The organism is Photobacterium sp. DNB23_23_1, assembly GCF_052873815.1.
In genome coordinates, this window is the sequence record NZ_JBNNXT010000001.1 from 406,304 (window position 1) to 432,389 (window position 26,086).

23 protein-coding genes are annotated in these 26,086 nt (G+C 45.4%); 16 read left to right on the forward strand and 7 right to left on the reverse strand.

From position 1 onward, the window contains the following. Position 1 precedes the first annotated feature (1 nt). Both ACVA53_RS01695 and ACVA53_RS01700 read left to right on the forward strand, forming a co-directional pair. Positions 2-1,099, forward strand: a complete 1,098-nt coding sequence (locus tag ACVA53_RS01695; RefSeq protein WP_446504373.1) for an amino acid ABC transporter permease — start codon at positions 2-4, stop codon at positions 1,097-1,099. 19 nt (positions 1,100-1,118) lie between these two features. Next, on the forward strand, positions 1,119-1,886 hold the full coding sequence (locus ACVA53_RS01700; RefSeq protein WP_255041833.1) for an amino acid ABC transporter ATP-binding protein: 768 nt from the start codon (positions 1,119-1,121) through the stop codon (positions 1,884-1,886). 98 nt (positions 1,887-1,984) lie between these two features. Here the strand turns inward: ACVA53_RS01700 and ACVA53_RS01705 are convergent, their stop codons facing one another. Beyond that, positions 1,985-2,602, reverse strand: coding sequence for a hypothetical protein (locus ACVA53_RS01705; protein WP_446504374.1), 618 nt, complete (start codon positions 2,600-2,602; stop codon positions 1,985-1,987). 493 nt (positions 2,603-3,095) lie between these two features. Between ACVA53_RS01705 and ACVA53_RS01710 the strand changes: the two genes are divergently transcribed. The 3 genes from ACVA53_RS01710 to ACVA53_RS01720 all read left to right on the forward strand — a co-directional run bounded on the left by ACVA53_RS01710 (position 3,096) and on the right by ACVA53_RS01720 (position 7,450). Beyond that, a complete protein-coding gene (locus ACVA53_RS01710; protein ID WP_255041835.1) occupies positions 3,096-3,716 on the forward strand; it encodes an NAD(P)H-dependent oxidoreductase in 621 nt (206 codons plus the stop codon). A 2-nt stretch (positions 3,717-3,718) separates the two neighbouring features. Continuing rightward, positions 3,719-5,653: a monovalent cation:proton antiporter-2 (CPA2) family protein gene (locus tag ACVA53_RS01715; RefSeq protein WP_255041836.1), complete on the forward strand. Its 1,935-nt coding sequence runs from the start codon at positions 3,719-3,721 to the stop codon at positions 5,651-5,653. 588 nt (positions 5,654-6,241) lie between these two features. Further along, the gene (locus ACVA53_RS01720) at positions 6,242-7,450 is read left to right on the forward strand and encodes a NupC/NupG family nucleoside CNT transporter (protein ID WP_255041837.1); all 1,209 of its coding nucleotides are present in this window, start codon (positions 6,242-6,244) and stop codon (positions 7,448-7,450) included. A 1,004-nt stretch (positions 7,451-8,454) separates the two neighbouring features. Here the strand turns inward: ACVA53_RS01720 and ACVA53_RS01725 are convergent. Then, positions 8,455-9,336, reverse strand: a complete 882-nt coding sequence (locus tag ACVA53_RS01725) for an NAD(P)-dependent oxidoreductase (protein WP_446504375.1) — start codon at positions 9,334-9,336, stop codon at positions 8,455-8,457. Between the two features lie 311 nt (positions 9,337-9,647). On the opposite strand from ACVA53_RS01725, the gene ACVA53_RS01730 reads away from it, so the two are divergent. The 5 genes from ACVA53_RS01730 to ACVA53_RS01750 all read left to right on the forward strand — a co-directional run bounded on the left by ACVA53_RS01730 (position 9,648) and on the right by ACVA53_RS01750 (position 14,978). Next, positions 9,648-10,181, forward strand: coding sequence for a hypothetical protein (locus tag ACVA53_RS01730; protein WP_446504376.1), 534 nt, complete (start codon positions 9,648-9,650; stop codon positions 10,179-10,181). Between the two features lie 250 nt (positions 10,182-10,431). Further along, complete coding sequence (gene secD / locus ACVA53_RS01735; RefSeq protein ID WP_446504377.1) at positions 10,432-12,252, forward strand: protein translocase subunit SecD; 1,821 nt, start codon at positions 10,432-10,434, stop codon at positions 12,250-12,252. Between the two features lies 1 nt (position 12,253). Next, a complete protein-coding gene (secF, locus tag ACVA53_RS01740; RefSeq protein ID WP_446504378.1) occupies positions 12,254-13,150 on the forward strand; it encodes a protein translocase subunit SecF in 897 nt (298 codons plus the stop codon). 155 nt (positions 13,151-13,305) lie between these two features. Further along, the gene (locus ACVA53_RS01745; protein ID WP_255041842.1) at positions 13,306-14,493 is read left to right on the forward strand and encodes a cystathionine beta-lyase; all 1,188 of its coding nucleotides are present in this window, start codon (positions 13,306-13,308) and stop codon (positions 14,491-14,493) included. A 137-nt stretch (positions 14,494-14,630) separates the two neighbouring features. Next, positions 14,631-14,978: a hypothetical protein gene (locus ACVA53_RS01750; RefSeq protein ID WP_255041844.1), complete on the forward strand. Its 348-nt coding sequence runs from the start codon at positions 14,631-14,633 to the stop codon at positions 14,976-14,978. A gap of 193 nt (positions 14,979-15,171) precedes the next feature. Here ACVA53_RS01750 and ACVA53_RS01755 read toward each other — a convergent pair whose 3' ends face one another. Further along, positions 15,172-15,453, reverse strand: coding sequence for a hypothetical protein (locus ACVA53_RS01755; protein ID WP_255041845.1), 282 nt, complete (start codon positions 15,451-15,453; stop codon positions 15,172-15,174). Positions 15,454-15,819: 366 nt separating this feature from the next. Here ACVA53_RS01755 and ACVA53_RS01760 point away from each other — a divergent pair, with 366 nt between their 5' ends. The 5 genes from ACVA53_RS01760 to ACVA53_RS01780 all read left to right on the forward strand — a co-directional run bounded on the left by ACVA53_RS01760 (position 15,820) and on the right by ACVA53_RS01780 (position 20,259). Further along, positions 15,820-16,413 carry a DNA-3-methyladenine glycosylase I gene (locus tag ACVA53_RS01760; RefSeq protein WP_255041846.1) on the forward strand — a complete coding sequence of 198 codons (594 nt, stop codon included), beginning with the start codon at positions 15,820-15,822 and terminating at the stop codon, positions 16,411-16,413. Between the two features lie 112 nt (positions 16,414-16,525). Next, entirely contained in the window at positions 16,526-17,449 is a 924-nt protein-coding gene (locus ACVA53_RS01765; protein ID WP_255041847.1) for a cation diffusion facilitator family transporter, read from the forward strand. A 151-nt stretch (positions 17,450-17,600) separates the two neighbouring features. Then, complete coding sequence (locus ACVA53_RS01770) at positions 17,601-17,987, forward strand: hypothetical protein (protein WP_255041849.1); 387 nt, start codon at positions 17,601-17,603, stop codon at positions 17,985-17,987. Positions 17,988-18,277: 290 nt separating this feature from the next. Continuing rightward, a complete protein-coding gene (gene astB, locus ACVA53_RS01775; RefSeq protein WP_255041850.1) occupies positions 18,278-19,612 on the forward strand; it encodes an N-succinylarginine dihydrolase in 1,335 nt (444 codons plus the stop codon). Between the two features lie 125 nt (positions 19,613-19,737). Next, entirely contained in the window at positions 19,738-20,259 is a 522-nt protein-coding gene (locus tag ACVA53_RS01780) for a DUF2058 domain-containing protein (protein ID WP_255041852.1), read from the forward strand. A 114-nt stretch (positions 20,260-20,373) separates the two neighbouring features. On the opposite strand, the gene ACVA53_RS01785 is transcribed toward ACVA53_RS01780, so the two are convergent. Together ACVA53_RS01785 and ACVA53_RS01790 are read right to left on the reverse strand one after the other, a co-directional pair. Next, a complete protein-coding gene (locus ACVA53_RS01785; RefSeq protein WP_255041854.1) occupies positions 20,374-21,291 on the reverse strand; it encodes an alpha/beta fold hydrolase in 918 nt (305 codons plus the stop codon). Next, positions 21,242-22,213: a LysR family transcriptional regulator gene (locus ACVA53_RS01790; RefSeq protein WP_446504379.1), complete on the reverse strand. Its 972-nt coding sequence runs from the start codon at positions 22,211-22,213 to the stop codon at positions 21,242-21,244. Before ACVA53_RS01790 ends, ACVA53_RS01785 begins: the two co-directional genes overlap by 50 nt. 285 nt (positions 22,214-22,498) lie before the next feature. Here ACVA53_RS01790 and fabG point away from each other — a divergent pair, with 285 nt between their 5' ends. After that, positions 22,499-23,233, forward strand: coding sequence for a 3-oxoacyl-ACP reductase FabG (gene fabG / locus ACVA53_RS01795; RefSeq protein ID WP_446504380.1), 735 nt, complete (start codon positions 22,499-22,501; stop codon positions 23,231-23,233). Positions 23,234-23,983: 750 nt separating this feature from the next. Here fabG and ACVA53_RS01800 read toward each other — a convergent pair. Continuing rightward, positions 23,984-24,988 carry a substrate-binding domain-containing protein gene (locus ACVA53_RS01800; RefSeq protein WP_255041859.1) on the reverse strand — a complete coding sequence of 335 codons (1,005 nt, stop codon included), beginning with the start codon at positions 24,986-24,988 and terminating at the stop codon, positions 23,984-23,986. A gap of 44 nt (positions 24,989-25,032) precedes the next feature. Then, positions 25,033-25,953: a ribokinase gene (gene rbsK / locus ACVA53_RS01805; protein ID WP_446504381.1), complete on the reverse strand. Its 921-nt coding sequence runs from the start codon at positions 25,951-25,953 to the stop codon at positions 25,033-25,035. Positions 25,954-26,086: the final 133 nt, after the last annotated feature.

Sequence of the window (26,086 nt, forward strand, 5' to 3'; positions counted from 1 at the left end):
TATGAAAGTTTTTCATTTTTCGCCGTCTGAAGCACCGCCATCGAAGATGATCGGCATTTCGGCATGGCTTAGGGAGAATTTGTTCTCTTCAGCATTAAATACCCTTATCACAGGTGTTATTGCCGGTGGTGCATTTATCGCATTGGCGAGCATTATCCAATGGGCACTTCTTGATGCCGACTGGGTTGGGGTTAGCCGTGAAGATTGTAGTCGCGATGGCGCATGCTGGGTATTTGTTCAGGCTCGATTCCAACAGTTTATGTTTGGGTTTTATCCGAGCGAAGAGATATGGCGACCAGTGACATTTATGCTGGGACTGCTAGGTATCATTGCTGGGATGTTGTTGGGCAAGGGCTCAGTCAAAAAATGGCTACTGGTGGTCTCTGTATCCGTGCTTCCCGTTTTGTCTGTGGCTTTGTTGTACGGAGGTGTGGTTGGTATACCTGTGGTTGAAACACACTTATGGGGCGGCTTGCTCATTACTTTAGTCATTGCCCTAACTGGTATTGTGGTCTCATTACCGCTTGGCGTTGTGTTAGCACTTGGTCGCCGATCACAGATGCCAATTGTGCGCAGCTTTAGTACGGTTTATATCGAGTTTTGGCGTGGTGTTCCTTTGATCACCGTATTGTTCATGGCATCGGTCATGTTGCCGCTGTTCTTATCTGGCGGGACAGAAATAGACAAACTAGTAAGGGCATTGATTGGTGTGGTGTTGTTTAATGCCGCATATATGGCTGAAGCGATTCGCGGGGGCTTGCAATCGATACCAAAAGGGCAGTTCGAGGCGGCTGAAGCGCTTGGCCTGAGTTATTGGAAATCGATGAGGCTGATCATTTTGCCGCAGGCACTGAAGATCAGTATTCCTTCTATCGTGAATACCTTTATTGCCCTGTTGAAAGATACCAGTCTGGTTTTGATTATCGGTATGTTTGATGTCCTTGGCATTGCCCAGTCGGCAAACAGTGATCCGGCATGGCTTGGCTTTTCTACCGAGAGTTTCGTTTTTGCAGCTTTGGTGTTTTGGATTATGTGTTTCGGTATGTCTCGATACAGTATTTACCTGGAAGGTAAGCTAAACACGGAACACCGACATTAACTTGTACAAGGAAGTTTATATGTTTACAAAAACCGTTTATCAGTCAGTGCCGGAAGACTCTGTGATCCGCCTGCAGAAAGTTAATAAGTGGTACGGTGAATTTCATGTTCTAAAAGATATTGATTTAAATGTGAAAAAAGGTGAAAAAATTGTCATTTGTGGGCCATCCGGTTCGGGTAAGTCAACGATGATTCGGTGTATTAACCATCTAGAAGATCACCAGCGTGGCCAAATTATGGTGGCGGGGACAGAGCTTACCGACGATCTGAAGAACATAGAACTGGTGCGTCGGGAAGTCGGGATGTGTTTTCAGCATTTTAATCTGTTTCCACATTTGACTGTGCTGGAAAACTGCACGCTATCACCGATTTGGGTGAAGAAAATGCCTCAGCAAGAGGCGGAAGCTCTCGCGATGGAATACCTAAAGCGTGTAAGAATCGCAGACCAAGCACACAAGTTTCCTGGACAGTTATCGGGTGGACAGCAACAGCGTGTTGCGATAGCCCGATCTTTGACTATGCAACCACAGGTGATGTTATTCGATGAACCCACGTCGGCGTTGGACCCTGAGATGGTAAGGGAAGTGCTCGATGTCATGGTGGAGTTGGCCTCAGAGGGTATGACAATGATCTGCGTTACCCATGAGATGGGTTTTGCCCGAGAGGTGGCAGATAGGGTGATATTTATGGATGCAGGTGAAATCATTGAGCAGAACGAGCCAGAAGCCTTTTTTAGTGCTCCGCAGTTTGATCGAACTCAAGCGTTCTTGCAGCAAATTATTCATTAATCAAACTATTCATTACAAGCAATACATGTGATAACCGGTAACTTCTGTTTCAACCTCCTTTGGCGTCCGACTGGGCGCCTTTTTTTTAGTTTGTGGCGCTACTGGAATATGAACCCTTCAATTTGAGCATGCTCTGGGATACGGTTAATCGCTATACCACCAAGGTGAACATTTCCTTTCACAACAAGGAATTCAGGCAGTTCGGTTATGCTTGAGTTGGCGAGGTAAAGATCGCCGCCAACATAAAGGTGTGCAGGGAGCTTAGTCAGTGTTGTGCCCATCAGGCTGAGATCGCCATGTACCTGTAATCCTTCATTGATCGCGGCAATATTCGAGTGGGCAAGGTTAAGGTAGCCACCAATGCGGATTTGAGCGGGTAAATATTCGATGTGGCTATACGCAAGGTTCAAGTTTCCCTTTACCGCTAGAGTATTGGGAAGCTGGCGTATCTGGCTGTTTTCGAGATTAAGGTTTCCCTTAACAACCAAGGGATCCGGTAACGCGATCTCGGCAGAGTTGCGTAGTGAGATGTTGCCGTAACTATCTGTATGGTTGAGGAGTTGCTGGGGAATTAGGGGTGAATTAGCGGTGCTTTGGCTAAGTGGAAGCAAGGCCAATAGAAGCCATATTGCTGTGCTCCTAAAGGTAGATGATTTTTCATTAATGACTTTTCGGGATAACGCTTTCCATGAGGTACTTGATGAACGTCCTTTCATAACCAGGGCCTTGGGCTTCCTTCTGCTCTAATATGGTGCGCCGTGCACGCTTAGCAATCACTTAACGGCTAAAAATCAATGCATTGTAGTGGAAATGTACTCCAATAAAAATGGTGATTACTAGCCCAAACCGCCATATTTCAAGCCCAAGAGGTCGAAATTCCTTACATTTAAATAAAACAGACTTCATTTGAAAAGTTGGCATATCCATTGCTTTATTAATTATACGTTTCGGGCAACAAGCAAGGTATCTATACCTCCCCTAGGGCATCGCGCCCTTTCCTTGGATACCGAGCTTGGAAACGATGTAAGCAATTAGCACACAACTTCCTTTTGGGCGCTCTTCCAGGCGCCCTTTTTTTATTTGTCAGTCTACACTTAATGCCAAAGAGGTATCGCGGCTAGGCTATTGTCTTATCGCGACTTTGTGACATTTTTGTGGGACACGGCTTATCCGTCGCTTGTCGTTATGATTCCCGGAGTGTGGAGCTTTATGTCAGGGACCAAGAACAAAGTACTTATTCTTTTCGCCCATCCATCTATTAATCGTTCTGAGATAAATTGGCCTTTATTCCGATCCTCCCAGGGTATCGGTGGCGTGACAGCGGTTGATCTCTACCAAGAATACCCAACCTTCCATATCAATATCGATCGGGAGCAGCAGCGACTCCGAGAGCATGACATTGTGGTGTTCATGTTTCCTATGTATTGGTATTCAACTCCCGCAATTTTAAAAGAGTGGCAGGATTTGGTATTGGAATATGGTTTTGCCTACGGTGAGGACGGAACCGCACTGCAGGGTAAGAAATTTTTGTGTGCGCTCACCGCTGGTGGGCCAGCAAATGCTTACTGCGAAGATGGCTTCAACCACTACACCCTCCGCGAGTTACTGCATCCTCTGGAACAAACCGCAGTGTTAACAGGCATGCACTATATTGCACCCTATGCATTGTTCGGTGCTCGGACGGCTGCAGAGGAAAAGCGGGTAGGGAAGCATATTGAAGGCTGGCAGCGATTGCTGCTGGCATTGCGGGATGACCGGATTGACTTTGAGCAGGCAGGTGCGGTAACCAAGCTCAACGACCACCTCGATGTGCTGATTAGGGAGGGGTAGGCATGACCATCTATTTTATTCAGGCATTTATTTACCTGTGTGCGGCCGTGGTTGCCGTTCCTATTGCTAAACGTCTTGGCCTGGGCTCGGTATTAGGTTACCTGATTGCTGGTGTCGTCATCGGTCCTGTGGTGGGCTTGGTGGGTGAAGAAACCTTGGCCATTCAGCATTTTGCCGAGTTTGGTGTAGTTATGATGCTGTTTCTGGTCGGGTTGGAATTAGAACCCAGAATGTTATGGGACATGCGCCATCGATTAATGGGGTTGGGGGGGCTACAAGTCGGATTAACGACCTTGATTGTGATGGCGATAGCGATGTTCTTTGGGCTAGGCTGGACTATGGCGTTGGCGATAGGTTTGATCTTCTCTCTGTCATCAACCGCGATTGTCTTGCAGACCTTCAACGAAAAAGGGTTAGCCAAAACCGAAGGAGGTAGGAATGCCTTCTCTGTCTTGTTGTTCCAAGATATTGCGGTTATTCCTATGCTGGCTTTGATCCCCTTGTTGGCACTGCCTGAACTGGTGGAAAAAGCTCAGCAATTGGTGCATAAAGCGGCTGAACATCATGAGGAGCTAAGTCTCGTTGAAGGGCTGCCTGGTTGGGGTTATGCGTTGGTTGTTGTCGGTGCTATTTGTGCTGTGGTAGTGGGGGGGCACTTCCTTAGCCGGCCATTATTCCGTTTTGTTGCTAGTGCGGGTCTCAGAGAGATCTTCACAGCTTCCGCGCTGATGCTTGTTATTGGTATCGCAGCTTTGATGAGTTTGGTCGGGTTGTCTCCTGCATTGGGCACCTTCTTGGCTGGCGTTGTGTTGGCAAACAGTGAATTTCGCCATGAACTTGAGTCGAACATAGAACCGTTCAAGGGGCTGTTGCTCGGTTTGTTTTTTATTACCGTCGGTGCTGGCATAGACTTTTCGGTGTTGATGAGCAATGTGGGGTTGGTGCTGGGTATTACCTTGGGGGTTATGCTGATTAAAGCAGCGGTGCTATTTTCCCTCGCGTTGATTTTTAAAGTAAAGGGAAGTGATCGCTATTTGCTGACATTGAGCTTGGCTCAGGCGGGTGAATTTGGATTTGTGTTACTGAGTTATTCAATGCAAAACCATGTACTGCCTGCAGGCATTGCACAGATATTGTCCCTGGTCGTCGCCATTTCCATGCTCCTGACTCCAGGCTTGTTCATTTTCTTCGATAAAGTGGTAGTGCCGAAATTTGTAGAGCAGAGCAATGAGCGAGAAGCGGATAAAATTGATGAAACCGGGACGGTGATCATCGCAGGGATTGGTCGTTTTGGACAAATTATTAACCGTTTGTTGGTCGCTAACGGGATCAAAACCGTTGTTCTCGATCATGAAGCTGGCCAGATAGATAATATGCGGGCCATCAAAATCAAAAGCTATTATGGGGATGCGACGCGCCCTGATTTACTGCATACCGCTGGTATTGAAGAGGCAAAACTGTTGGTGATTGCCATTGATGATCAAGAGCGTGCGGTAGAGCTTACAGAGTATGTGAAGCATAGCTACCCCCATGTTCGTATTTTAGCGAGGGCTTATGATCGGGGCCATCACTACGCACTTCGCTTTGCCGGTGCTGACTTTATTATCAGTGAAACCTACCACTCCGCATTGACGATGGGGACTCAAGCTCTGAAAGACTTGGGAGTTCACCCATTTAGAGCCGAGAAGTTGCGGCAAACCTTTGTTGAGACGGAAGCCAGAAGTAAAGAAGTGCTGTACCAAGCTTGGAAGGACAATACTGAGGAAAGCAAATTCAATGCAACGTATCGTGATCTGTTTATACAACTAGAGGAAGTACTCAGCAACGAAATGAAAACAGACCGGCATCATAAGCATGCTTCATCCGAGCGGGGGTGGACACCGCCACCAAAAGACTACATCAATATCATCGCGAAAATGCAAAAAGAGCAAGATTAATCTCTATTGAGATGACAAGTTTGAACCTAGGCGTAGCTGAGTAAACCTATTTCTTGGCTGCGCTTTTAAGCAATTACCAGAATAAAAAGCAGAAATACAGCGTCAAAAAATTAGTAATCGTTTGCTTTTCTATATACGAAATTGACAGTTGGAAATCTTTTCTTACGTTTGACGAGTTTTTGCTCAATCAAGCCGAGTTCACAAAAAAAACACCCTTTCGGGTTTTTAATGTGATTTATATCTCTATATACTCCGCTTCCGGCCAGAACCATAGCGTTCAGCCACCTATACCTAACAAAGTCATAACTCGAATTATCAGCGAGACTATTACTTAGTTTGGTATTAACAAGCTGTCACCATGGACATGTGAATGACCCACGGAGTTGGACCGGCATTACTTAGCTTGTTAATTAGGTGATTTGTATGTTTTACAAATGGACGGGCAATTCCACATTTTTTGAGCAATCTTGTTCAGGACCTTCCATGTTTAGCTTTCTCTCCGAAGGCGATGTCCCCATTGGTATTGCAGACAGTAACACCTTCATTTTTCGACTTTCCAACACATAGTCAAAGCAACAGGACGAAATAATGCAGTTGTTAATTAGTTTGGCCGGTATTTTGGTACTGGTATTGTGCGCGTACGCGCTTTCTGAAAACCGTAGTGCAATCAATTGGCGCACGGTTGGTGGGGCATTGTTGTTACAGGCCTGCTTTGCCGCTTTGGTCTTGTATATTCCTATTGGGCAAAAGCTGCTGGGAGCAATGAGTAATGGTGTTGCTAGCGTATTGGGTTTTGCCGATGAAGGGATCAAGTTCCTGTTTGGTGATCTAGCGACTTCCGGTTTTATCTTTGCTGTTCGCGTCCTTCCGCTTGTTATTTTTATTAGTGCTCTTATTTCCCTTCTCTATTACCTTGGCGTGATGCAATGGATCATCAAAGTGATCGGTGGTGGTATTCAGCGTGCGTTGGGTACAAGCCGTGCTGAATCTTTGGTTGCTACAGGTAATATTTTCCTATCACAAGGTGAATCCCCACTGTTGGTGAAACCATTCCTGCCTCAAATGACACGCTCAGAACTGTTCGCAGTAATGACAGGTGGTATGGCATCGGTTGCCGGCAGTGTTCTCGGCGGTTACGCAGGTTTGGGTGTGGATCTGAAGTACCTAATTGCTGCAAGCTTTATGGCTGCGCCAGGTAGCTTGATGATGGCTAAATTGCTGGTACCAGAGCAGAGTGTCGCGGTTGAGCAAACTGATATTGAAATGGCGAAAAGTGATCACAGTAATGCGATTGATGCTCTAGCTGCAGGGGCCATGAACGGTATGAAAGTGGCTGTGGCTATCGGTACTATGTTGATTGCTTTTGTTAGCGTGATTGCAATGGCTAACGCGGGTCTAGAAACCGTAGGTTCTTGGGTAGGCTTCGAGCACCTAACCTTGCAAGGTATGCTTGGATACCTATTCGCACCGCTAGCGTTCGTCATTGGTGTGCCTGCGTCTGAAATGCTTCAGGCTGGTGCGTTCATTGGCCAGAAAATGATTCTGAATGAGTTTGTTGCTTTCCTCGATTTCGTCAGCATCAAAGAAACATTATCTCAGAACAGCCAGGTGATTATTACTTTTGCCCTGTGTGGTTTTGCCAACATAGGTTCAATCGCTATTCAGATTGGCTCTATTGGTGTAATGGCCCCAGAGCGTCGTGGTGATGTTGCGAACCTGGGTATTAAAGCAGTATTAGCTGCAACACTAGCCAACTTGATGAGTGCTGCTTTGGCGGGGATTTTCATTAGCCTTTAAAGACTAATACCAACCTGGATAAGTAGTTGATCAAGTATTTGCACTGGAAAAATTGTTGTTATCGAGGCAGATATTGCAGTAACTAGTGGCTCTAATTACAAAATATCTAACACAGAGAACAGCGATTTTAACCTGCAAGGCTGATCAAATATTTATGTAGGTTGGTATAAATGACGAGTTATCGTTATAAAAACCTCTTTCATTGAAAGAGGTTTTTTTGGGTCATATACCAAAACTACCTTAGGTGATTGAGTCTTAGTTTAGTCACGGCTTAAGTACTTCTGGCGATAAGAAGAAGCTTGGCTGAACAAGGTGACCATGATGCCAACGAAAATTAACCCTAACCCAAAAGTCATCCTTTCATTAGCGAGCAATTGGTAACAACAAAAAGCAAAAAGAAGAAATGTTGATGTTACGCTGAATATGTGGATATGTGGTCTTTTCATAGACAAGTAAGCATAAGCTTTAATCATACTGCCCTCATTTTTATAATATAAATCCTTTTTATAATTATCCCTATTATTAGTGGTGTTTAAAGTTCGTGAAAGCTTGATGATGCTAAATTGTGAATTAAATAACAATAAACATTTTGGCAATAAAAAATAACTTTTATTGCTTCTTAATCATGTGGTTAGAGTTGATGTATATTGTTGATATTAATATTAACAGCGGAATTCCAATTAACAATAAATATGCGTATTAAGTATTATTTATTGTTAATTGGCAACTTTAAATTTTTTTCGCTATAGTTGGATAATATATTTATATCGATGAGTTGATGAAATCTATTTCCATTTTCCCAAGTTAAAACTGGTTGTATTTGCCCTTAATCATATCCCCTGTCGTCTTGTATCTGTTGCCATGCTAGGGACCCAATCAGCCTGCACATCTGAGTCCCTAAGCAGAGGCTGGTTAGTAGCCTATGCTTTTGTTGGTATTTATGCCCTAGAAACTGGGGAATAAATCACTTGAAAACGTTCATCAAGAAAAGTATTTGCTGTGTATTAGCGCTTATCGTTATCGAACTGTTTGATAAGCACGGAGGTATCGGCACGCTGGTAGCCACGGGCTTGTAGTTCAGCATATTTTTGGTCAACTTGTTTGGCGATAGGAAGTTCAACCCCAAGTTTCTCCGCGGTTTCAAAGCAGATACTCAGGTCTTTACGCATCCAGTCAATGGCAAAGCCGAAGTCGAATGTATCTTCTGCCATGGTTTGAGCGCGATTTTCCAATTGCCAAGATCCTGCTGCACCGTGCTTGAGTACTTCTGTCATCTGCTCGATATCAAGCCCTGCAGATTTCGCTAATGTAATCGCTTCTGATAACCCTTGCAGAATACCGGTAATACAAAGCTGGTTAGCCATTTTGGTTACTTGGCCGTAGCCGACCCCACCCATCAAGGTGGTGGCTTTAGCAAAACTACCCATAATAGGTTTTGCTTGTTCAAATACCTTGCTATCTCCGCCAACCATGACGGTAAGACAACCATTCACAGCGCCAGCCTCACCACCGGAAACTGGCGCATCAAGGAAGTTAAGCTGGCAATCCACGGCTTTTTCAGCAATTTCTTTAGCAACCTCTGCAGAGGCGGTGGTGTTATCAATGAGCACCGCTCCCGGTTTTGCTGATGCAAGGATGCCATCATCACCACAGTATACTTGGCGTAAATCATCATCATTACCAACGCAGGTAAAGACAAAGTCAGCCCCTTCAGCCGCCTCAGCAGGCGTTAGGGCGTAGCTGCCAGCATAAGTCTCGACCCATTTTTCTGCTTTGGCTGTGGTACGGTTGTATACGGTCACATGGTGGCCAGCATTGGCGAGGTGGCCAGCCATCGGGAAGCCCATGGTGCCCAGTCCGATAAATGCAATTTTATGTGATGTCATGATTTGCTTCCCTTAACATAAGCGCTACTGAGTAACGGTAAAAATGGATAGTGAATATGTGGTTTTTAACTATCTTGGCAATAGGTTAACACGGCCTAATGATTTGCTTCGATATATAGCACAGATGAGCTTGTCAAAAAATAACTAAAAAAATGTAGGCAAACGCATTCTTTTCTTGTGAATCACTGGCTCGGACCCTATGATGCGGAAAGTTATTCTGTAATGGCTGTTTTATGCTAGTTTATGTGCTGAGAGTTTTGATGTTGATAGTGTGTTTGGGATTTGTATGGCCTAGCCATGCAGGCTCAGTCATGCCTGTATCAAGTGTGACAGCAGGACTACAGCATAATGTTTATAGCGATGTCGACAGTGCTTCCACTCGTTATATGCCGATGCTCTTTTCACAACAATTGGCTCAGTCCGCTGCTTTTGATCGCTTTTTTGCTACAGCAAGCCAGAACTTACATCTTCAGGCTTCTCAAACAGAGCTCAATGCGCTGTTTAAATTGGATCAGACTGACTTCGTTGATGCGATAGACGTTCACAGCAGCTCCCAATCGAATAACAATCAACACTCCAAGCATGACCGCAGTCTTGACCTCGCTATTGTTAGTTCTAACCGTTTTGCCAGCTTGTTGCGCCATGATCCAGAAGAGGTTGAACCTGCTTATCAATTGGCGATTGAGTTGCCTATCGAACCTGTCCCGAGTTTTGCCAAGGACTACCGCGTCGATATGCAGCCAGCGCTAGATTGGACCCTGAACACTTCCCCCCCTTCAGGCCGGATTTCCGGTTGGAAGGAATCTAACTTGCTCTATACGGTTTACCACCACCGCCTCTCATAGACATAGCCTGTCATCGATCTATTCCTGCCTTGTAAAAGTAGGACTATGAAACCTTGCTTGTTATTACATTGCTCTGAGTATTGCTTCGCTTTAGGTATTGCTACTTGTGTATTGATACTGCGCGTCTTTAGCTCATGGCTACAAAGTGTTTAACGAGTAGGGCGATTCAGACTGTTTTCAATTTGATTGAAACAGCAGTGAGTTGTGCCTCTGTCGACATGGGGGTGCAACAAAAACAGTGGTAAAAAATATGAGAAAGAAAGCCCCTCAACGTTTGTTGAACCATTACCCCGCTTGGAAATATGTTGTCCTTCTCGTCACCTTGGTGGTGCTGATGCTCAGTGCAATCCCGACGTGGTACGGTGAAGATGCTGCCGTGCAAGTTTCTGCCAAAGGCGTGCCCGTGCCTGATGTTGTTCAACTGCAAAACACATTGAAGCAGCATGATATTGCAGTTAAGCGTATTGATCAGCAGCCAGATAGTACGTTGGTTGTGCTTGCCGACGATTCACAGCAAACCCAAGCCCGTAAAGTTCTGTCGGAGAAAATGGGACCTAAAAGTGATTCGCAATTAACATTGGCCATGACACCCGCTGCACCTGCATGGTTGCAGGATATGGGCTTTGCGCCTATTAAGCTTGGTTTGGACCTTCGTGGCGGTGTTCAATTCTTGTTAGATGTAGATATGAATCAGGTGTATCAAGCACAGGGCGAATTGCTTCAAGATGAATTGCGTCAGGAGTTTCGCACGCAAGGCATTCGAAATACCCGAATTGAAGCCGTGGCTTCAGATACCTTGGCCGTGCGTCTACCTAATGGCGAAGCCAATGGTAAAGTTCGCCAGTTTATCCGTAATAACTACCCTCAATGGCAAGTAACCAATGATGCTGGCCATGGCGTTAAGTTGGCTCTGAGAGCGGATGAGCAAACACAGCTTCGTAACCTAACGGTTCAACAAAACTTGCAAACCATGCGTAGCCGAATTGAAGAGCTGGGGATCACCGAAGCCTTGGTGCAGCGCCAAGGTGAAAACCGGATTCGAATCGAACTGCCTGGTGTTCAAGACCCCGCGGCAGCCAAAAGTGTTATCGGTGCAACAGCCAGCTTGGCTTTCTATCCGGTTCGAGAACTGGGTAGTGGTAGCACAATGATCATCAATGATGAGGATGGACAGCCTGTACGCGTAGCGCGTAAGCCTATTTTGAGTGGTGACCATATCGTTGATGCTCGTGCCAGTTTTGGTGAGATGGGTATGGCCGAAGTGAACATCAACCTTGATAGTGCTGGCGGCAAGATTATGTCTGACTTTTCACGCCAGAACATCGGCAAGCCAATGGCCACCGCTTTTAGCGAGTACAGCCGGAACAGCGAAGGCAATGCGGTACAAGAGAACAAGATCATCAGTGTGGCGACGATCCAAAGCCAATTGGGTAATCACTTTAGAATTACCGGCGCTGGCTCAATGCAAGATGCGCAAGAGTTGGCGCTGTTACTGCGTGCAGGTTCATTAACAGCACCTGTGACAATCGTTGAAGAGCGCACGATTGGTCCAACACTGGGGGCAGAGAATATTCAAAATGGTTTTGCGGGATTGGCATTGGGTTTGGGTCTGACATTGATCTTTATGGCTTTGTGGTACCGACGCCTTGGCTGGGTAGCGAATGTCGCACTGGTCTCCAATATGGTGATGCTGTTTGGTCTGCTTGCTATGATCCCTGGGGCGGTACTGACACTGCCGGGGATTGCTGGCTTGGTGTTGACTGTCGGTATGGCGGTAGATACTAACGTACTTATTTTCGAACGTATTCGCGACAAGCTAAGAGAAGGCCGTAGTTTAGCTCAAGCAATCGACCGGGGCTTTAGCAGTGCCTTCAGTACGATTTTCGATGCTAACTTTACCACCATGATCACCGCGGTTGTTCTCTATGCAATTGGTAATGGTCCTATTCAAGGGTTCGCCTTGACATTGGGGCTGGGACTGATGACCAGTATGTTTACCGGTATTTTTGCTTCTCGCGCCATTATTAATGTGGTGTGGGGTCGTGATGCTCGACGAGAGGTGCGAATTTAATATGTTTATCACTATGACAAATGCAACAAAATGGCGTCACGTTACGAGTGTCATTTCTATTATTTTACTGATTGGCTCCATAGTGGCTATTTCGGTCAAAGGTTTGAACTGGGGATTAGATTTTACCGGTGGTATTGTCACTGAAGTTCAAACCAACAGTGCGTTAACTAGCCATGAAATCGATCAACTGCTGGACGATAAACTGGGTCAGGATGTCAGCGTGATTGCGGCCGGTGAGCCGGGACGCTGGGTATTACGCTATGCGATTCCACAGCACGGTGAAGCGCCGGATATTGCCGCTGCACTGCATACTATTGATTCACAAGTACAGGTGCTAAATACCAGCATTGTAGGTCCACAAGTGGGGCAGGAATTGGCAGAGCAGGGTGGATTGGCACTGTTGGTCGCTGTGCTGTGTATTCTCGGTTACCTGAGTTACCGTTTTGAATGGCGTTTGGCGTCGGGTTCAGTCTTTGCTCTGGCGCACGACGTAATTTTTGTTCTGGGTTTCTTTGCACTGACTCAGATGGAATTCAATTTGACGGTGCTGGCAGCTGTGATGGCTATTTTGGGTTACTCGCTGAATGACTCAATCATCATTGCAGACCGTATTCGCGAGTTGTTGATTTCGAAACCGAATCAAGCGATTGAAGATATCAACAATGAAGCGATAGCGGCGACGATTTCCCGTACGATGATCACATCCGGTACGACTTTGCTGACAGTTGGCTCTTTATGGTTATTGGGTGGCGGTCCTCTTGAAGGGTTTGCCATCGCGATGTTTATCGGCATTCTGACGGGGACTTGGTCTTCAGTCTCTGTGGGCACAGCGCTACCTGAGTTATTTAAGCTGGATTCTTCACACTATAAGTTGCAGCCTGTTTCACAAGAGCCATAAGGCGGCAGCTGTATATACGGCTGCTTTATAGAGTTAAAAGGGCCTTCGTGCCCTTTTTTGTTGTCTTTTTTTCATGGCTACCCATTTAGCGTCCAACTGTGATAACGTCAAATGAATGGAGACTAGCGCCGAGAATGAAAGGAAAGAGACACAACATGGGAAAGAAATCATTAGAGACCAAGATCGTTACTGCTGGGCGTTCTGCAAAGTGGACACAGTCGCTGGTTAATCCACCTGTTAGCCGAGCTTCGACCATAGTGTTTGAGTCGGTGAAAGAGATGAAACAGGCAACGGCTAACAGAAAGAACCAAGCCCTGTTTTATGGCCGCCGCGGTACCAACACTCACTTTGCTTTTCAAGATGCCATGGTTGAGTTAGAAGGCGGTGTAGGCTGTGCCGTGTACCCTTGTGGGACGGCAGCGATTACCAGCGCTATTCTGTCGTTCGTTAAAGCAGGAGATCACATCTTGATGGTCGATGGTGTTTACGAACCGACCCGTGATTTCTGTGATAAAATCCTCGATAAGATGGGCGTGGAAACCACGTATTACGATCCAATGATTGGTGAGGGGATCCGTGACCTTATCAAGCCGAATACAACAGTATTGTTCCTTGAGTCACCTTGTTCAATCACCATGGAAGTTCAAGATGTTCCGACTTTGTCTCGTATTGCCCATGAATATGATTTGGTTGTGATGCTAGATAATACGTGGGCGTCACCAATTAACTTCCAGCCTTTTGATCATGGTGTTGATATCTCGATTCAGGCTGCAACCAAATATATTGTGGGGCATTCTGATGTCATGCTGGGGACTGCAGTCGCTAATGAACGCTGTTGGGCACAGTTACAAGAAAACAGTTACCTGCTTGGTCAATGTACCTCTGCGGATGATATCTACCTTGCCATGCGAGGACTTCGTACTCTAGGCGTACGTTTGAAGCAGCATGAGCAGAATAGCCTTAAAGTTGCACAGTGGTTGGCAGAGCGCGAAGAAGTTGATCATGTGCGCCATCCGGCTTTTGAAAGCTGTGAAGGGCACGAATTTTTTAAGCGTGACTTTAAAGGGTGTAACGGTCTGTTTTCTGTTGTGTTGAACCGCGGTAATTCCGAGGCGCTGACGGCATTGCTCGATGGTATGGAGCATTTCAGCATGGGCTACTCTTGGGGTGGCTTTGAGAGCTTGATCCTCGCGAACGAAAATATTAATTCGCTACGCACGGTTGCCAAGAAAGATTTTGCAGGCCCGTTATTGCGATTGCATATTGGCTTGGAGTCGGCAGACGATCTGATCGCTGATCTAGAACGCGGATTTGAGCGTTTGAATGCGGTATTGAACAAGTAATCAGCTAATCCGCACTTAACCTGTTCTAATGATAAGGCCAGCAATGCTGGCTTTTATCTGAATTAATTATCTTTCTGAGCATCAGTGTGTGTAGGTTTTAGCTACTATTTACTAAACGCCATACTAGAGGGGTCGTTATGAAAAAGACAGGGTATTGGGCTGCTATTGTCATATTTCCAATGACAATGCTGGGTTGTTCAAGCTCAGATCTGGAAAACTATCAGCTTTTTCCAGATGATTATGTTTACGATGTGCCTTACGACAGTCTCTACCATTATGGCTATAACCAAGGTTGTGACAGTGCGCTGGGCATTACCGGCAATTATGGGAAAGTTTTTGGTAAGGATGAAACCCTGGATGGTAGTGACACAAAATTTAACCAAGGCTGGGATGAAGGTAACAAAGCCTGTCAGTCTGGTAGACGAGTGCTAATGCAGACATCCTTTATCAATCCTTATCAGAGTTTTAGATACAGTTATGAGTGATACCAACCTACATAAATACTCGATCAACTACTTATCCAGATTGGTATGACAGAAAGCGGATGTGGCTGCTGTAAAGCCATAAAAAAACAGACCGTAAAGGTCTGTTTTTGGTTAAGTCACTATCACTTTGTGTTGAAGATTGACCTAGCCAGGTATCGTTCTTAATCGTTAGTCACAAAATGCTATGGCTTATTTAGTTTTGTCTTGTCAGTAATTGTACTTGGCCGTCTCGGAACGAAACAGGCACGGCGGCATGCACCTCGGGCAGTAATAAAAATGCATCGTCATCCGATTCATTATTCATTTCTACCACAATTTGTAGGTACTTGTTCAACGCACGCTGAAGAGCCGGGGTTGAAATCTTATTACCTTGCTTGCCAAACTGACTATATTGACCTTTACTGGAGTAAACCCAAACATTAAATGGGTTATCTCCTTTTTCTAGTTGCTCGATAAAATCGGCGATATTTCTCATAAAAGTCCTTTTCCCTAATCAATAGCTGTGTATTGACTTCCCCATTATGGAACTAAGTTGTTAGTTTTCAATTTGAATTACACAGCTCATCTAGGTTTATGTGATGCTGGTATCATAAAATTGAAAATTACATGTATGTATGAGAATTAAATTCACTTTACCGGTCACATCAACCCTTAATAGTCGATAAACTCATCAGTAAGTGTTGTCAGAATAATTCCCCAGGAGAATATTAGCAAGGGGGTTAACGACCAAAACTACCCCTTTTGGGGTACTCGTGACAAATTTCTTTCATGTTCAGATAGTTGGCGAAATATCATTGTTGTAACTAAATTTTACTATTAAAAATTTAACAAAATGTAAGGAATGGCTGTGGAAAAGAGTGTATGTGCATGGGCTATGAAGCAGCCTATTGAACGGGAATATCATGACCAAGAGTGGGGGCGGGTAAATAAATCAGATACATATTTATTCGAGTTCCTGACACTTGAAGGTGCACAAGCTGGGCTGAGCTGGTACACCATTTTAAAACGCCGAGAAGCATACAGGGCTGCTTTCGACAATTATGATATCGAAAAGTTAGCTTCATATGAGGATGATCACATAGAGGCGATTATTGCCAGCTACGATATCATCAAGCACCGAGGGAAAATTAGCTCGGTATTTAATAACGCCCGGGCTGCCCAGCGGCTAATTTATGAGTATGGCAGTTTAGCAAATGCATTGTGGCAATTTGTCGATCACCAGCCAGTTATTAATCACTGGCAAACCATGGCCGATATTCCGGCTTTCACTGAAACCTCCAAAGAAATGAGTCGCTTTCTCAAAAAGAAAGGTTTTAAGTTTGTGGGTGAGACGACTTGTTATGCTTTCATGCAAGCCGTTGGAATGGTCAATGATCATTTAGTGACTTGTTATTACCATTCAGAGGTAATGAATAAGTCAGACCTATCGAAGTAATAGGGCTAATGAACTGGTTTGTCAGTGGGATGACTCGTAGTATATTCTATTCACGTTACCCCTTGCACTTTGAAGTGGTGAGGGTGCTTTAACCTTATTAGAAGTTGGAACAATGGCTGAAAACCCGGTAAAAGTAATCCATCGAGCAACCTGGATAGGCTCCATCGCTAACGTTAGTTTGGCGGTATTAAAGATAACGGTAGGCAAAATTACGGGCAGTCAGGCGTTGGTTGCCGATGGTGTCCACAGTTTTTCGGATCTTATCACCGATACGGCTATCTTGATTGGATCACGTTACTGGACAGCTCCAGCCGATAAAGGCCACCCTTATGGCCATGGTCGTTTCGAAACCTTTACCAATATATTTATTGGTATTCTACTGCTGATTGTCGGTATAGGTATTGGTTGGGACTCCCTCTCGGCATTAGGGCATGAAACAACCGCTATTCCTGGAATGCTGGCCTTCTGGGCCGCATTGGCCTCGATTGTGGTAAAAGAAGTGCTTTACCGTTGGACCGTTATCCAAGCCAAGAAGATCAAGAGTCGTTCTCTGCATGCTAATGCTTGGCACCACCGTAGTGATGCCTTGAGTTCTTTACCTGTTGCTATCGCGGTCGTGGCGAATTTTGTGTTCCCTGATCTGCATTACCTCGATCAAGTTGCAGCGCTGATCGTAACGGCGATGATCTTCAAAGCGGCGATTGAAATTTTATGGCCGGCTATTATGGAGTTGACCGAGGCACAGGTTGATGAAGATATAGAAGTAAAAGTACAAGGTTATGCTGGCGAGGTACCTCAGATAAAAGAAGTGCATGCTATCCGTAGTCGACGTACGGGCAGTACTATTTTGTTGGACTTTCATATGCTAGTCGATCCAGACATGCGCGTTGAAGATGCTCACACCATCAGCGAAAAATTCAAAGCGCATATCTTGGCGCAAATCGATGAACTGGTTGATGTTGTTATTCACATTGAACCTTATACCTGTGCTGAGCGGGTGATAAACCCGTGCTGTGAAGATAAGCGCTGTGATTAACGGCCTTGTTGAAGATTGTGACAAAAAAGTTAAAATTCTCAATATTGAGAAGGCGTGACAGTAACGCGTTTAGCTATCTTCTAAAAGTGATCCAGAAAAATTACCTAGCAGCAATGATGTTGCTAGGTATGGTCATAAAAGGAGAAGCGACATGCCGTTAATTAGAATTAAGTCTTTGCCTTTTGCTCAAGAAGTCAATATTCCGGCCACCTTGGGTGTGCTCTCAAAAGCCGTTTCAGAAACTAGCGATATCGATTTAAAGCATGTCATGGCAACATGGGATTACCTTTCTCCTCATCATTATGCCCATAACGGCAAAGTGGTTGACTGCCAGCCAGATAAAACACACCCACTGCTCGTTCATCTCATCGCCCCTAACTTCAATACCGAAACGCAAATTGCCACTATGTTGGAAGTCATTGCCAATACCTTGGCTGACGTCTTGCCAGTATCTAAGGAAAACATCTTTATTAACTTTTCCCCGGCTTACAGTGATGGAATTTATGATGCTGGACATGTCGTTGAGTGGGATGATTAAACGTACTTCATGATGATCTAACGCACAGTTTAATAAGATGCCTGCTTGTTTTGAGCTGGCTTTTGTTGAGCATAAAATGCGTAAATATGTGTTGTCCCCAGTAATCTTCGGCTCAATCCCCCCTTGCTACACGTAATAGAGACGGCAGTAAACGTTTACAGGTGCATAGTCATGCCTAAAAAAATCATTTCTATCTTATCAGCGATTAAAGGTAGCTGGTTGTGCCAAGCTTGTTGTAAATGTAGCGACTTTGTTATTGTGTAACTGTGGTAATCAAACATGGAATATCTATGAGCGCAGTTGAAGCAAATTTCGATGGCCTAGTTGGTCCAACTCACAACTACAGTGGGTTGTCTTTTGGTAATGTCGCCTCGGCGAGGAGCCAAGCTACTCCCTCTAGCCCTAAACAAGCAGCCTTGCAGGGATTAGCTAAGATGAAGGCACTGTCTGATATAGGAATGGTGCAAGGTGTGCTCGCCCCACAGGAAAGACCTGATATAGCGACGTTACGTCGACTGGGCTTTACTGGTAGTGATCAGTCGGTGCTGGCCGCAGCTGCGAAGCAGGCGCCGAAAGTATTGGCGGCTTGTTGTTCAGCATCAAGCATGTGGACGGCTAACGCAGCAACCGTCTCGCCTTCGGCAGATACCAAAGATGGCAAGGTCCACTTTACACCAGCGAATTTAATCAATAAATTCCATCGCTCTATCGAGCATGAGGTGACTGGGCGGATATTAAAAGCCACTTTCGCTGACGATAACCATTTTGTTCACCACCCAGCCTTACCGAGTATTGAGCACTTTGGTGATGAAGGTGCCGCTAACCACACCCGTTTCTGTCTCACCTATGATCAGCAAGGGGTAGAATTCTTCGTCTTTGGTCGTTATGCCTTTGACAGCCGTTATCCTGAGCCAAAGAAATTCCCTGCCCGGCATACTTTTGAAGCGTGCGAAGCGGTGGCAAGGTTGCACCAGCTGGAGAATGACAAGGTCGTGATTGCCCAGCAGAACCCGGATGTGATTGATCAAGGTGTGTTTCATAACGATGTTATCGCTGTCGGTAACCGCAATGTCCTTTTTTGTCATGAGCAGGCCTTTTTGAATCAGCAGGCGGTTTATGACGAGCTTGATCTAAAACTATCGGGTGAAATGCGCATTATCGAAGTACCAACAAAGAGTGTATCAATAGAAGATGCAGTGACCAGTTACCTGTTTAACTCGCAGTTGATCACTATGCCTAACGGTGACAATGTGTTGATTTTGCCTGAAGAATGCCGAAACAATCCGAGGGTGTGGGCATACCTAGACCAGTTATTAGCCAACAAGCAGGGTATCGATGATATTAAAATCTTCGACCTGAAACAAAGTATGGCGAACGGTGGGGGACCTGCATGCTTGAGATTGCGCGTCGCGCTAAAACAGGATGAATTGGCCGCTGTTAACCCCAATACAATGATGTCCGATGTTTTATATAAGCAGTTATGCCAATGGGTAGAACACCATTACCGCGATCAATTGGCTGAAGCGGATTTGGCGGATCCGTCCTTGTTGGTGGAATCACGCACTGCGCTTGATGAGCTCACACAGATTCTTCATATAGGCTCTGTTTATCCTTTTCAGCGTTAATATTCTGACTTGTGGCGCGATTGTGCCGCTTATCTTGCTTATAGTGGACAACACAAGGTTGACGAGATTCAGGCGACAAAGGGATAATAGGGAGATTAAAATTTTATGCCCGTGACGGAGTCGAAATGGCGAAACTATCCCTTCAAGAGCAGATGCTAAAAGCTGGACTCATTGATAAGAAAAAACTAAAGAAAGCGGGCAAACAGTCCAAAAAATCACGTACTCTTCGCAATGAAGCTAAAGCCGCTGTGGAAGCTAACAAGGCTGCACAGCTGGAGCAGGATCAAGAGCTGAATCGTCAAAAGCAGGCAGAGGCTGACAAGAAAGCGATCACATCTCAAGTCAAACAGTTGATTGAAATGAACAAAATCGATATCGCAGACGGTGACATCGGTTATAACTTTACTGATGGCACGTTAGTGAAGAAGATTTACGTTAATAAGCAGACGCAAGATCAGCTTGTTAGCGGCCGTTTGGCGATTGCTCGTTACCTGGAGAGTTACGCAGTGATCCCTGGTGTCGTCGCTGATAAGATCAGCCAGCGGGATGAAGAAAGCATCATCGTGAATAATACGTCGTCTGAGCAAGAGATTGATGAAGATGACCCGTATGCTGATTTCCAGATCCCTGATGATCTTATGTGGTAATCCGCTACCCGTAACATTGTTAAAGCCCAGCAAATGCTGGGCTTTATGTTATCTGAACGTTTTATACCAACCGACATAAATACTTGATCAACTACTTATCCAGATTGGTATTACTTAACGATTGAGGAACTCGTCAATATAGTGGTAGGTCGTGTCGCAAGCCTTCGAAACGAGGTCTTCCAAATTCAGAAAAGCGTGTGTCATATTATCGAGGTGATGGTGCAGGTTATCGATCCCTAACATTGTTAATCGCTTGAGATACCGCTTTCCTTCATCTTGTATTGGATCAAAGCCCGCTGTTATAAGCAGGGTTGCAGGGTGGTTGCTGGGTAACGCCCCGAATAGTGGTGACGCTGTCTGGCGGTTATTTTCTTGCTGGAAGTATTGGTCAAAATACCATTGAATCTTTTCCGTCTCTAAGATGTACCCTTCGCGGTAATCAATTAAAGATCCACTAGATAATGTGTAATCGAGGCTTGGGTATATCAAGACTAATTGATTGATGGTATCTGGTTGACGTTGGGCAAGCGTTGCCGCCAATGCACCACCTGCAGAATCACCTGCAATAGATATCGTCGGCCGAAAGGATATATTCTGTGTCACCAGCGTATTTACTATCTCTTCAAGGCTCATAATGCAGTCAACGAGGCCTTTCGGGTAAGGATGCTCGGGAGAAAGCCGATAATCAATCGTGACAACGACGTGCTGGCTGTGATGTGCGAGGCGACGACTGATTGGATCGTAGACCTCAATACTGCCACACATGTGGCCGCCACCATGGAAGAATAATAATACCGGTAATTCATTACCCGGAGATGGGTGGTAAATTCGGCATGGAATTGCAGTTCCATGGATAAATGTATCAATAACTTGTTTTATGGTTATGGGGGCTGTGACAAACTGCTGTGTGATAGTCGACAGCCCTAGTCTTGCCATCTCAGGCGTGGGTGAAATCCCCAAGACTCTTGCTTGCGCTAGGGCATCATTGAATGATTTTAGCCATATCTGCAGGCTTGTTGGCATGTCGGCCATGCGAGTTTCCTTGTCGCTTTAGTCGTTCAATTTCGGGAACGCGTTCGATAAGATAATCTTTGAAATTGGCACAACGCGCGGGCATGTATTTTCGTGGCTTGAAGTAGAGGTTGAGCTCAAATTGGCTACTGACGTAATTTTCCAAAATTGGCTGTAAGGTTTTCCTGTCGAGTTCATTGGCAATTAAACTAAAGGGCAAATACGCAATTCCTCCACCATGTATGGCGATATTCTTGAGAATTTCACTGTCATCGGCCTCCACTGTCTGAGCTATCTCAACGGTGGAGTATTCGCCATTCGATTCGAAAATCCAACGATTACCACCAACCAATGTACTGGCATACAAGCAGCGATGGTGTTTGAGGTCATCGGGGACAATAGGTTTGCCGTTTTTTTTGATATATGCCGGCGAGCAGCATGCCAATAATGGCTCTTTCAGCAGTGAACGCTTAACCAGCAGGCTATCTTTGTCCTGAAAACCACGATAGGTGGCGTTGGCTCGTATCGCAAAATCAACATCATGGACATGATCGACTTCGAAGGCTGTTTCTAGCACGACAAAGTTAATTGATGGGTGAAGCAGCAGGTACTCACCGATGATCTGACTCAGATAGTGCTTGGCAAATAGAGGGGTACTGGCAATTTTGATGGTTCCTTTGTCCTCACTGCTCATGTTCTGGACTTCGTTGAACACATCGTCAATTTGGGTATACAACAAGCTGAATCGGTCGAACAGTCGTTGCCCGGCTTGAGTCGGGGTGATTTTGCGTGTTGTGCGCTTGAGTAAGCTAACCCCCATCTTTTCTTCCAACTCATTAAGCCAGCGGCTGGCAGCGGAAGGGGAGATATTATTGTGCTTTGCCGCTTCGCTGATCGAACCTGTTCTCACTACGTGTAGAAAGAAGACAACCTTGTCCAACATAGTACATCCTAAAATCCATTTACCCTCATACAGTTATAGCAATAAAATGCAACAAAATGATGAATAAATACTCAAGGCGGCAATGATCACTGCATGTAGAAGAGGAAGACATAGCGTCATATTAGCAAAGCTGATTTGCATTAATGTGAGTAATATTTTTGGGTGAATCCTCTAAAATACCAGAATACAGTGAGTTGTGTTGCCCGTCACAACTGCAGGCACTCGCTAATACCAGTTACAACCGTTTTGATGTCAACAGTTTGGTATTCATATAGGGGAATTAAAATGCTAAATAACAAAGTGTGTATAGTGACAGGTGGTGCCCAAGGGATTGGTCGCTGCATTGTCGAAACCTTTGCTAAGAATGATGCAACTCAGGTGTATGCGTGTGATATGAACTCAGCTGCCATGACGGACTTAGAAGCCAAGTATCCTAACGTTACTGCCATTGAGCTGAATGTTTGTGATCGAGATAATATTGCGAATTTCGTTAATAAAGTGAAATCAGAGTACGGAAAGATTGATGTACTGGTCAACAATGCTGGTGTAACACGGGACAACCTGATTGAAAAAATGACAGAGGAAGATTGGGACTTGGTTTCCGATGTCAACCTGAAGGGAGTCTTCAATATGACCCAAGCCATTGCACCTGTGATGGTTGAAGGCGGGTCTGGTTCAATCATCACCATGTCTTCAGTGGTGGGGACTGACGGGAATATCGGTCAGTCCAACTACGCAGCAACCAAAGGTGGTGTGATTGCCATGACAAAAGGTTGGTCGAAGGAGTTTTCGCGCAAAGGTGCCCAAGTGAGGGCAAATTGTATAGCCCCTGGATTTATTGAAACACCAATGACCGTTGATTTACCGGAAAAAGTATTGGATCACATGAGGAATAAAACGCCATTAGGCCGTATGGGTAAACCGCAAGATATTGCCAATGGCGCTTTGTTCTTAGCAAGTGACAATTCGGCATTTATTACAGGTCAAACATTGAAAGTTGATGGCGGGTTAGTCATTTAAAGCGCTTCACTTTACTGGTTGGTAAAATCCCCTGCTGTCAAGTAGGGGATTTTTTTATGCGTGCCAATAAACCTTAGTACAGTGTTATTTCTTTGGTTCTTACTTGCGATCCTAAGTGGGGTACTCTGTATACCCAAGCACTTTGACGTTACTTTGTCGCAGCATGTCAAAAGTGGTTGGAAAAAAAATCGTTTTCCCATTGAGTGGATAAGGAAGAACCTATTAAGCGAAGTTTAATCCAGTGTGTAATGCTATCTAGCATGATGTTGTCCTTTAGCCAGGGTACATCTGGCTGTTAGATTGAGACCCAAAGATATGTCACCGAAACTCGGCTTACAGTTGTACGCTGAATTGGGCGTTTGGTCAATGAAATAGTGTTCATAATTATGCCAAATTGTTAATGGCGTATGCTTAATACCAACCTACATAAATATTTGATCAGTCTTGCAGGTTAAAATCGCTGTTCTCTGCGTTAGATATTTTGTAATTAGAGCCACTAGTTACTGCAATATCTGCCTTGATAACAACGATTTTTCCAGAGCAAATACTTGATCAACTACTTATCCAGATTGGTATAACTTGTTTTGAGAAATACCACTAAGCAGTCAAATTATCTTATTTTAGGGTGGGGTGGTTAAATTGATGGGGTTAAAACAAATAAAAGCCCTAATATATAGAGCTTTATATGTGTCAGGCTGTGATTATTGGTACAGATAGCCTTGGGCGAGAAGTCACTTGAGTTTAGATACTTTATGGAATGCGCTTCACGCTGTCGCGCTCAACCAGTGTTGGCTCTAGTTGGATCACCTTGTTGCTTTCATGCTTATTCTGGATTTTCTCCAGCAGGATATCGACCGCTTGTTGGCCCAATCGGTGCTTAGGTTGGTGGATGGTAGTCAGTGATGGGGTTATGTACTTCGCCAGCTTAATGTCGTCGTAGCCGACAATAGAGAGATCGTCGGGTACACGAATACCTTTTTTGCTGGCGGTGTTAATTACACCCATTGCCATCATGTCATTACACACAAAGAGTGCTGTTGGTAGCGGGCCTCTGGCCAATACGTCGTTAAAGGCAATTTCACCGCCTTCACATTCGAAGTTACCTGATGCAATCCATTGTTTATTGACGTCTAAACCGGCTTCTTCCATTGCCTGTGCATAACCGGACAAACGTTGTTGAGCGGTTAGCTTATCAAGTGGTCCAGTTAGGCAGCCAATCTGAGTATGGCCTTGCTCGATAAGATGCTTGGTGGCGAGGTAGCCACCATGGTGCGAGTTATCTTGGATCTTGTCACTAGGGAAATCGATCGGACCCCAGTCCATGACCACTGTGGGTACGGGTTGGTGGCGGGAAAACAGCTCGAATGCCTGACCATCAACCTCGCTGCACATCAACAACAGTCCATCGACACGCTTTTGCAGTAGGATATCAAGGCTGTCTCTCATTCGGGAAAGATCACCCTCGGTGTTACAGAGGATCAGGTTATAGCCTTGTTCATAACAGCGACGCTCGACTCCTTTTACCACTTCACCAAAAAAAGGGTTAGTGGAAGTGGTGACTAACATGCCGAAAGTGCGGGTGTGGTTAACCTTCAGGCTTCGCGCTAACGCCGATGGGGCATAGTTCAGCTCTTTCACTGCCGCCATCACGCGCACAGAAATGTCTTCACTGACAAAGCGGGTTTTGTTCAGGACGTGGCTAACGGTGGAAGTCGAGACTCCTGCATGTTTTGCTACATCTTTGATTGTCGCCATAGGTTCTCCCTGAACCGTGCCACTGTGGGCACGGTATCAATTACTTACTGATGCTCAATAAGAAAGCGTTCCACTTCACGACGGTGCGGAATTGAAGTTTGAGCACCCATTCGGGTGACTGAAATTGCAGCAGCGGCATGGGCAAAGCGGATGGCATCGTCCATCGCTTTGTTTTCCTGCAGACCGGTCAGCAAGGCACCGTTGAAGGTATCACCGGCTGCGGTCGTGTCTTTGGCATCAACACGATAGCCTAGGACTTGACGGCTTTCGCCGTTTGCGCTGATCCACACTCCTTGGCTGCCCAAGGTGATCATGACCTGCTTGATACCTTTGTCGTGAAGGGCATCGGCTGCATGTTGAGCGCTGGTGGTATCGGTTACCTTGATACCTGTCAGCAATTCCGCTTCAGTCTCATTAGGCGTAATCATATCAATATGTTGCAATAAGTCATCCGATAATGGCTGGGCAGGGGCTGGGTTGAGTACCACGCGGGTGCCTGCCTGTTTGGCCACTTTAGCCGCGGCTTCAATTGTTGCCATCGGTGTTTCTAATTGCATTAATAGTGTATCGGCCTGCTTGATCAGGTTGTAGTGCGGTTCAATACGAGCAGGGCTCAGGCAGCCATTGGCTTCAGCGGAAATGGCGATGCTGTTCTCACCCGTTGCCGCGACCTGAATCATTGCAATGCCGGTTGGCATACCTTTCTCAATCATTACGCCATCGGTATTCATGCCTTCTTTGGCAAATGTTTCACGCATCTCATGGCCGAAGCTGTCATCACCGACACATGCGATAAAGGCAATATCAGCGCCTAGGCGAGCGGCTGCCACTGCTTGGTTCGCCCCTTTTCCACCAGGGATGACACAGTAGCTATGGCCATGCAGTGTTTCCCCCGGACGAGGGAAAGAGGCAACTTGCAAAACATGATCGGCGTTCACGCTGCCAAGAACGATTAATTTATTCATATTGGGACCTTTCTCATTCTCATTGGCCAAAATGTATGGCTTAGCAGTAGGGAGGGAGCTGTTTGCTAAACGATAGATTTTGAACATTTTCTGGGTTGTTGGGAGGCAGGATAAAACTCGAAGCTCCGTTATA

What these genes read in the sequence shown, in the direction of transcription:
- ACVA53_RS01780 (WP_255041852.1), top strand. Translation starts at nt 19,738, where the DNA reads ATGGCGAAACTATCCCTTCAAGAGCAGATGCTAAAAGCTGGACTCATT.
- rbsK (WP_446504381.1), bottom strand. Translation starts at nt 25,953, where the DNA reads ATGAATAAATTAATCGTTCTTGGCAGCGTGAACGCCGATCATGTTTTG.
- fabG (WP_446504380.1), top strand. Translation starts at nt 22,499, where the DNA reads ATGCTAAATAACAAAGTGTGTATAGTGACAGGTGGTGCCCAAGGGATT.
- ACVA53_RS01785 (WP_255041854.1), bottom strand. Translation starts at nt 21,291, where the DNA reads ATGGCCGACATGCCAACAAGCCTGCAGATATGGCTAAAATCATTCAAT.
- ACVA53_RS01770 (WP_255041849.1), top strand. Translation starts at nt 17,601, where the DNA reads ATGCCGTTAATTAGAATTAAGTCTTTGCCTTTTGCTCAAGAAGTCAAT.
- ACVA53_RS01790 (WP_446504379.1), bottom strand. Translation starts at nt 22,213, where the DNA reads ATGTTGGACAAGGTTGTCTTCTTTCTACACGTAGTGAGAACAGGTTCG.
- ACVA53_RS01695 (WP_446504373.1), top strand. Translation starts at nt 2, where the DNA reads ATGAAAGTTTTTCATTTTTCGCCGTCTGAAGCACCGCCATCGAAGATG.
- ACVA53_RS01710 (WP_255041835.1), top strand. Translation starts at nt 3,096, where the DNA reads ATGTCAGGGACCAAGAACAAAGTACTTATTCTTTTCGCCCATCCATCT.
- ACVA53_RS01705 (WP_446504374.1), bottom strand. Translation starts at nt 2,602, where the DNA reads ATGAAAGGACGTTCATCAAGTACCTCATGGAAAGCGTTATCCCGAAAA.
- ACVA53_RS01720 (WP_255041837.1), top strand. Translation starts at nt 6,242, where the DNA reads ATGCAGTTGTTAATTAGTTTGGCCGGTATTTTGGTACTGGTATTGTGC.
- ACVA53_RS01700 (WP_255041833.1), top strand. Translation starts at nt 1,119, where the DNA reads ATGTTTACAAAAACCGTTTATCAGTCAGTGCCGGAAGACTCTGTGATC.
- ACVA53_RS01715 (WP_255041836.1), top strand. Translation starts at nt 3,719, where the DNA reads ATGACCATCTATTTTATTCAGGCATTTATTTACCTGTGTGCGGCCGTG.
- secD (WP_446504377.1), top strand. Translation starts at nt 10,432, where the DNA reads ATGAGAAAGAAAGCCCCTCAACGTTTGTTGAACCATTACCCCGCTTGG.
- ACVA53_RS01755 (WP_255041845.1), bottom strand. Translation starts at nt 15,453, where the DNA reads ATGAGAAATATCGCCGATTTTATCGAGCAACTAGAAAAAGGAGATAAC.
- ACVA53_RS01730 (WP_446504376.1), top strand. Translation starts at nt 9,648, where the DNA reads ATGCCTGTATCAAGTGTGACAGCAGGACTACAGCATAATGTTTATAGC.
- ACVA53_RS01765 (WP_255041847.1), top strand. Translation starts at nt 16,526, where the DNA reads ATGGCTGAAAACCCGGTAAAAGTAATCCATCGAGCAACCTGGATAGGC.
- ACVA53_RS01760 (WP_255041846.1), top strand. Translation starts at nt 15,820, where the DNA reads ATGGCTGTGGAAAAGAGTGTATGTGCATGGGCTATGAAGCAGCCTATT.
- ACVA53_RS01800 (WP_255041859.1), bottom strand. Translation starts at nt 24,988, where the DNA reads ATGGCGACAATCAAAGATGTAGCAAAACATGCAGGAGTCTCGACTTCC.
- ACVA53_RS01745 (WP_255041842.1), top strand. Translation starts at nt 13,306, where the DNA reads ATGGGAAAGAAATCATTAGAGACCAAGATCGTTACTGCTGGGCGTTCT.
- secF (WP_446504378.1), top strand. Translation starts at nt 12,254, where the DNA reads ATGTTTATCACTATGACAAATGCAACAAAATGGCGTCACGTTACGAGT.
- ACVA53_RS01725 (WP_446504375.1), bottom strand. Translation starts at nt 9,336, where the DNA reads ATGACATCACATAAAATTGCATTTATCGGACTGGGCACCATGGGCTTC.
- astB (WP_255041850.1), top strand. Translation starts at nt 18,278, where the DNA reads ATGAGCGCAGTTGAAGCAAATTTCGATGGCCTAGTTGGTCCAACTCAC.
- ACVA53_RS01750 (WP_255041844.1), top strand. Translation starts at nt 14,631, where the DNA reads ATGAAAAAGACAGGGTATTGGGCTGCTATTGTCATATTTCCAATGACA.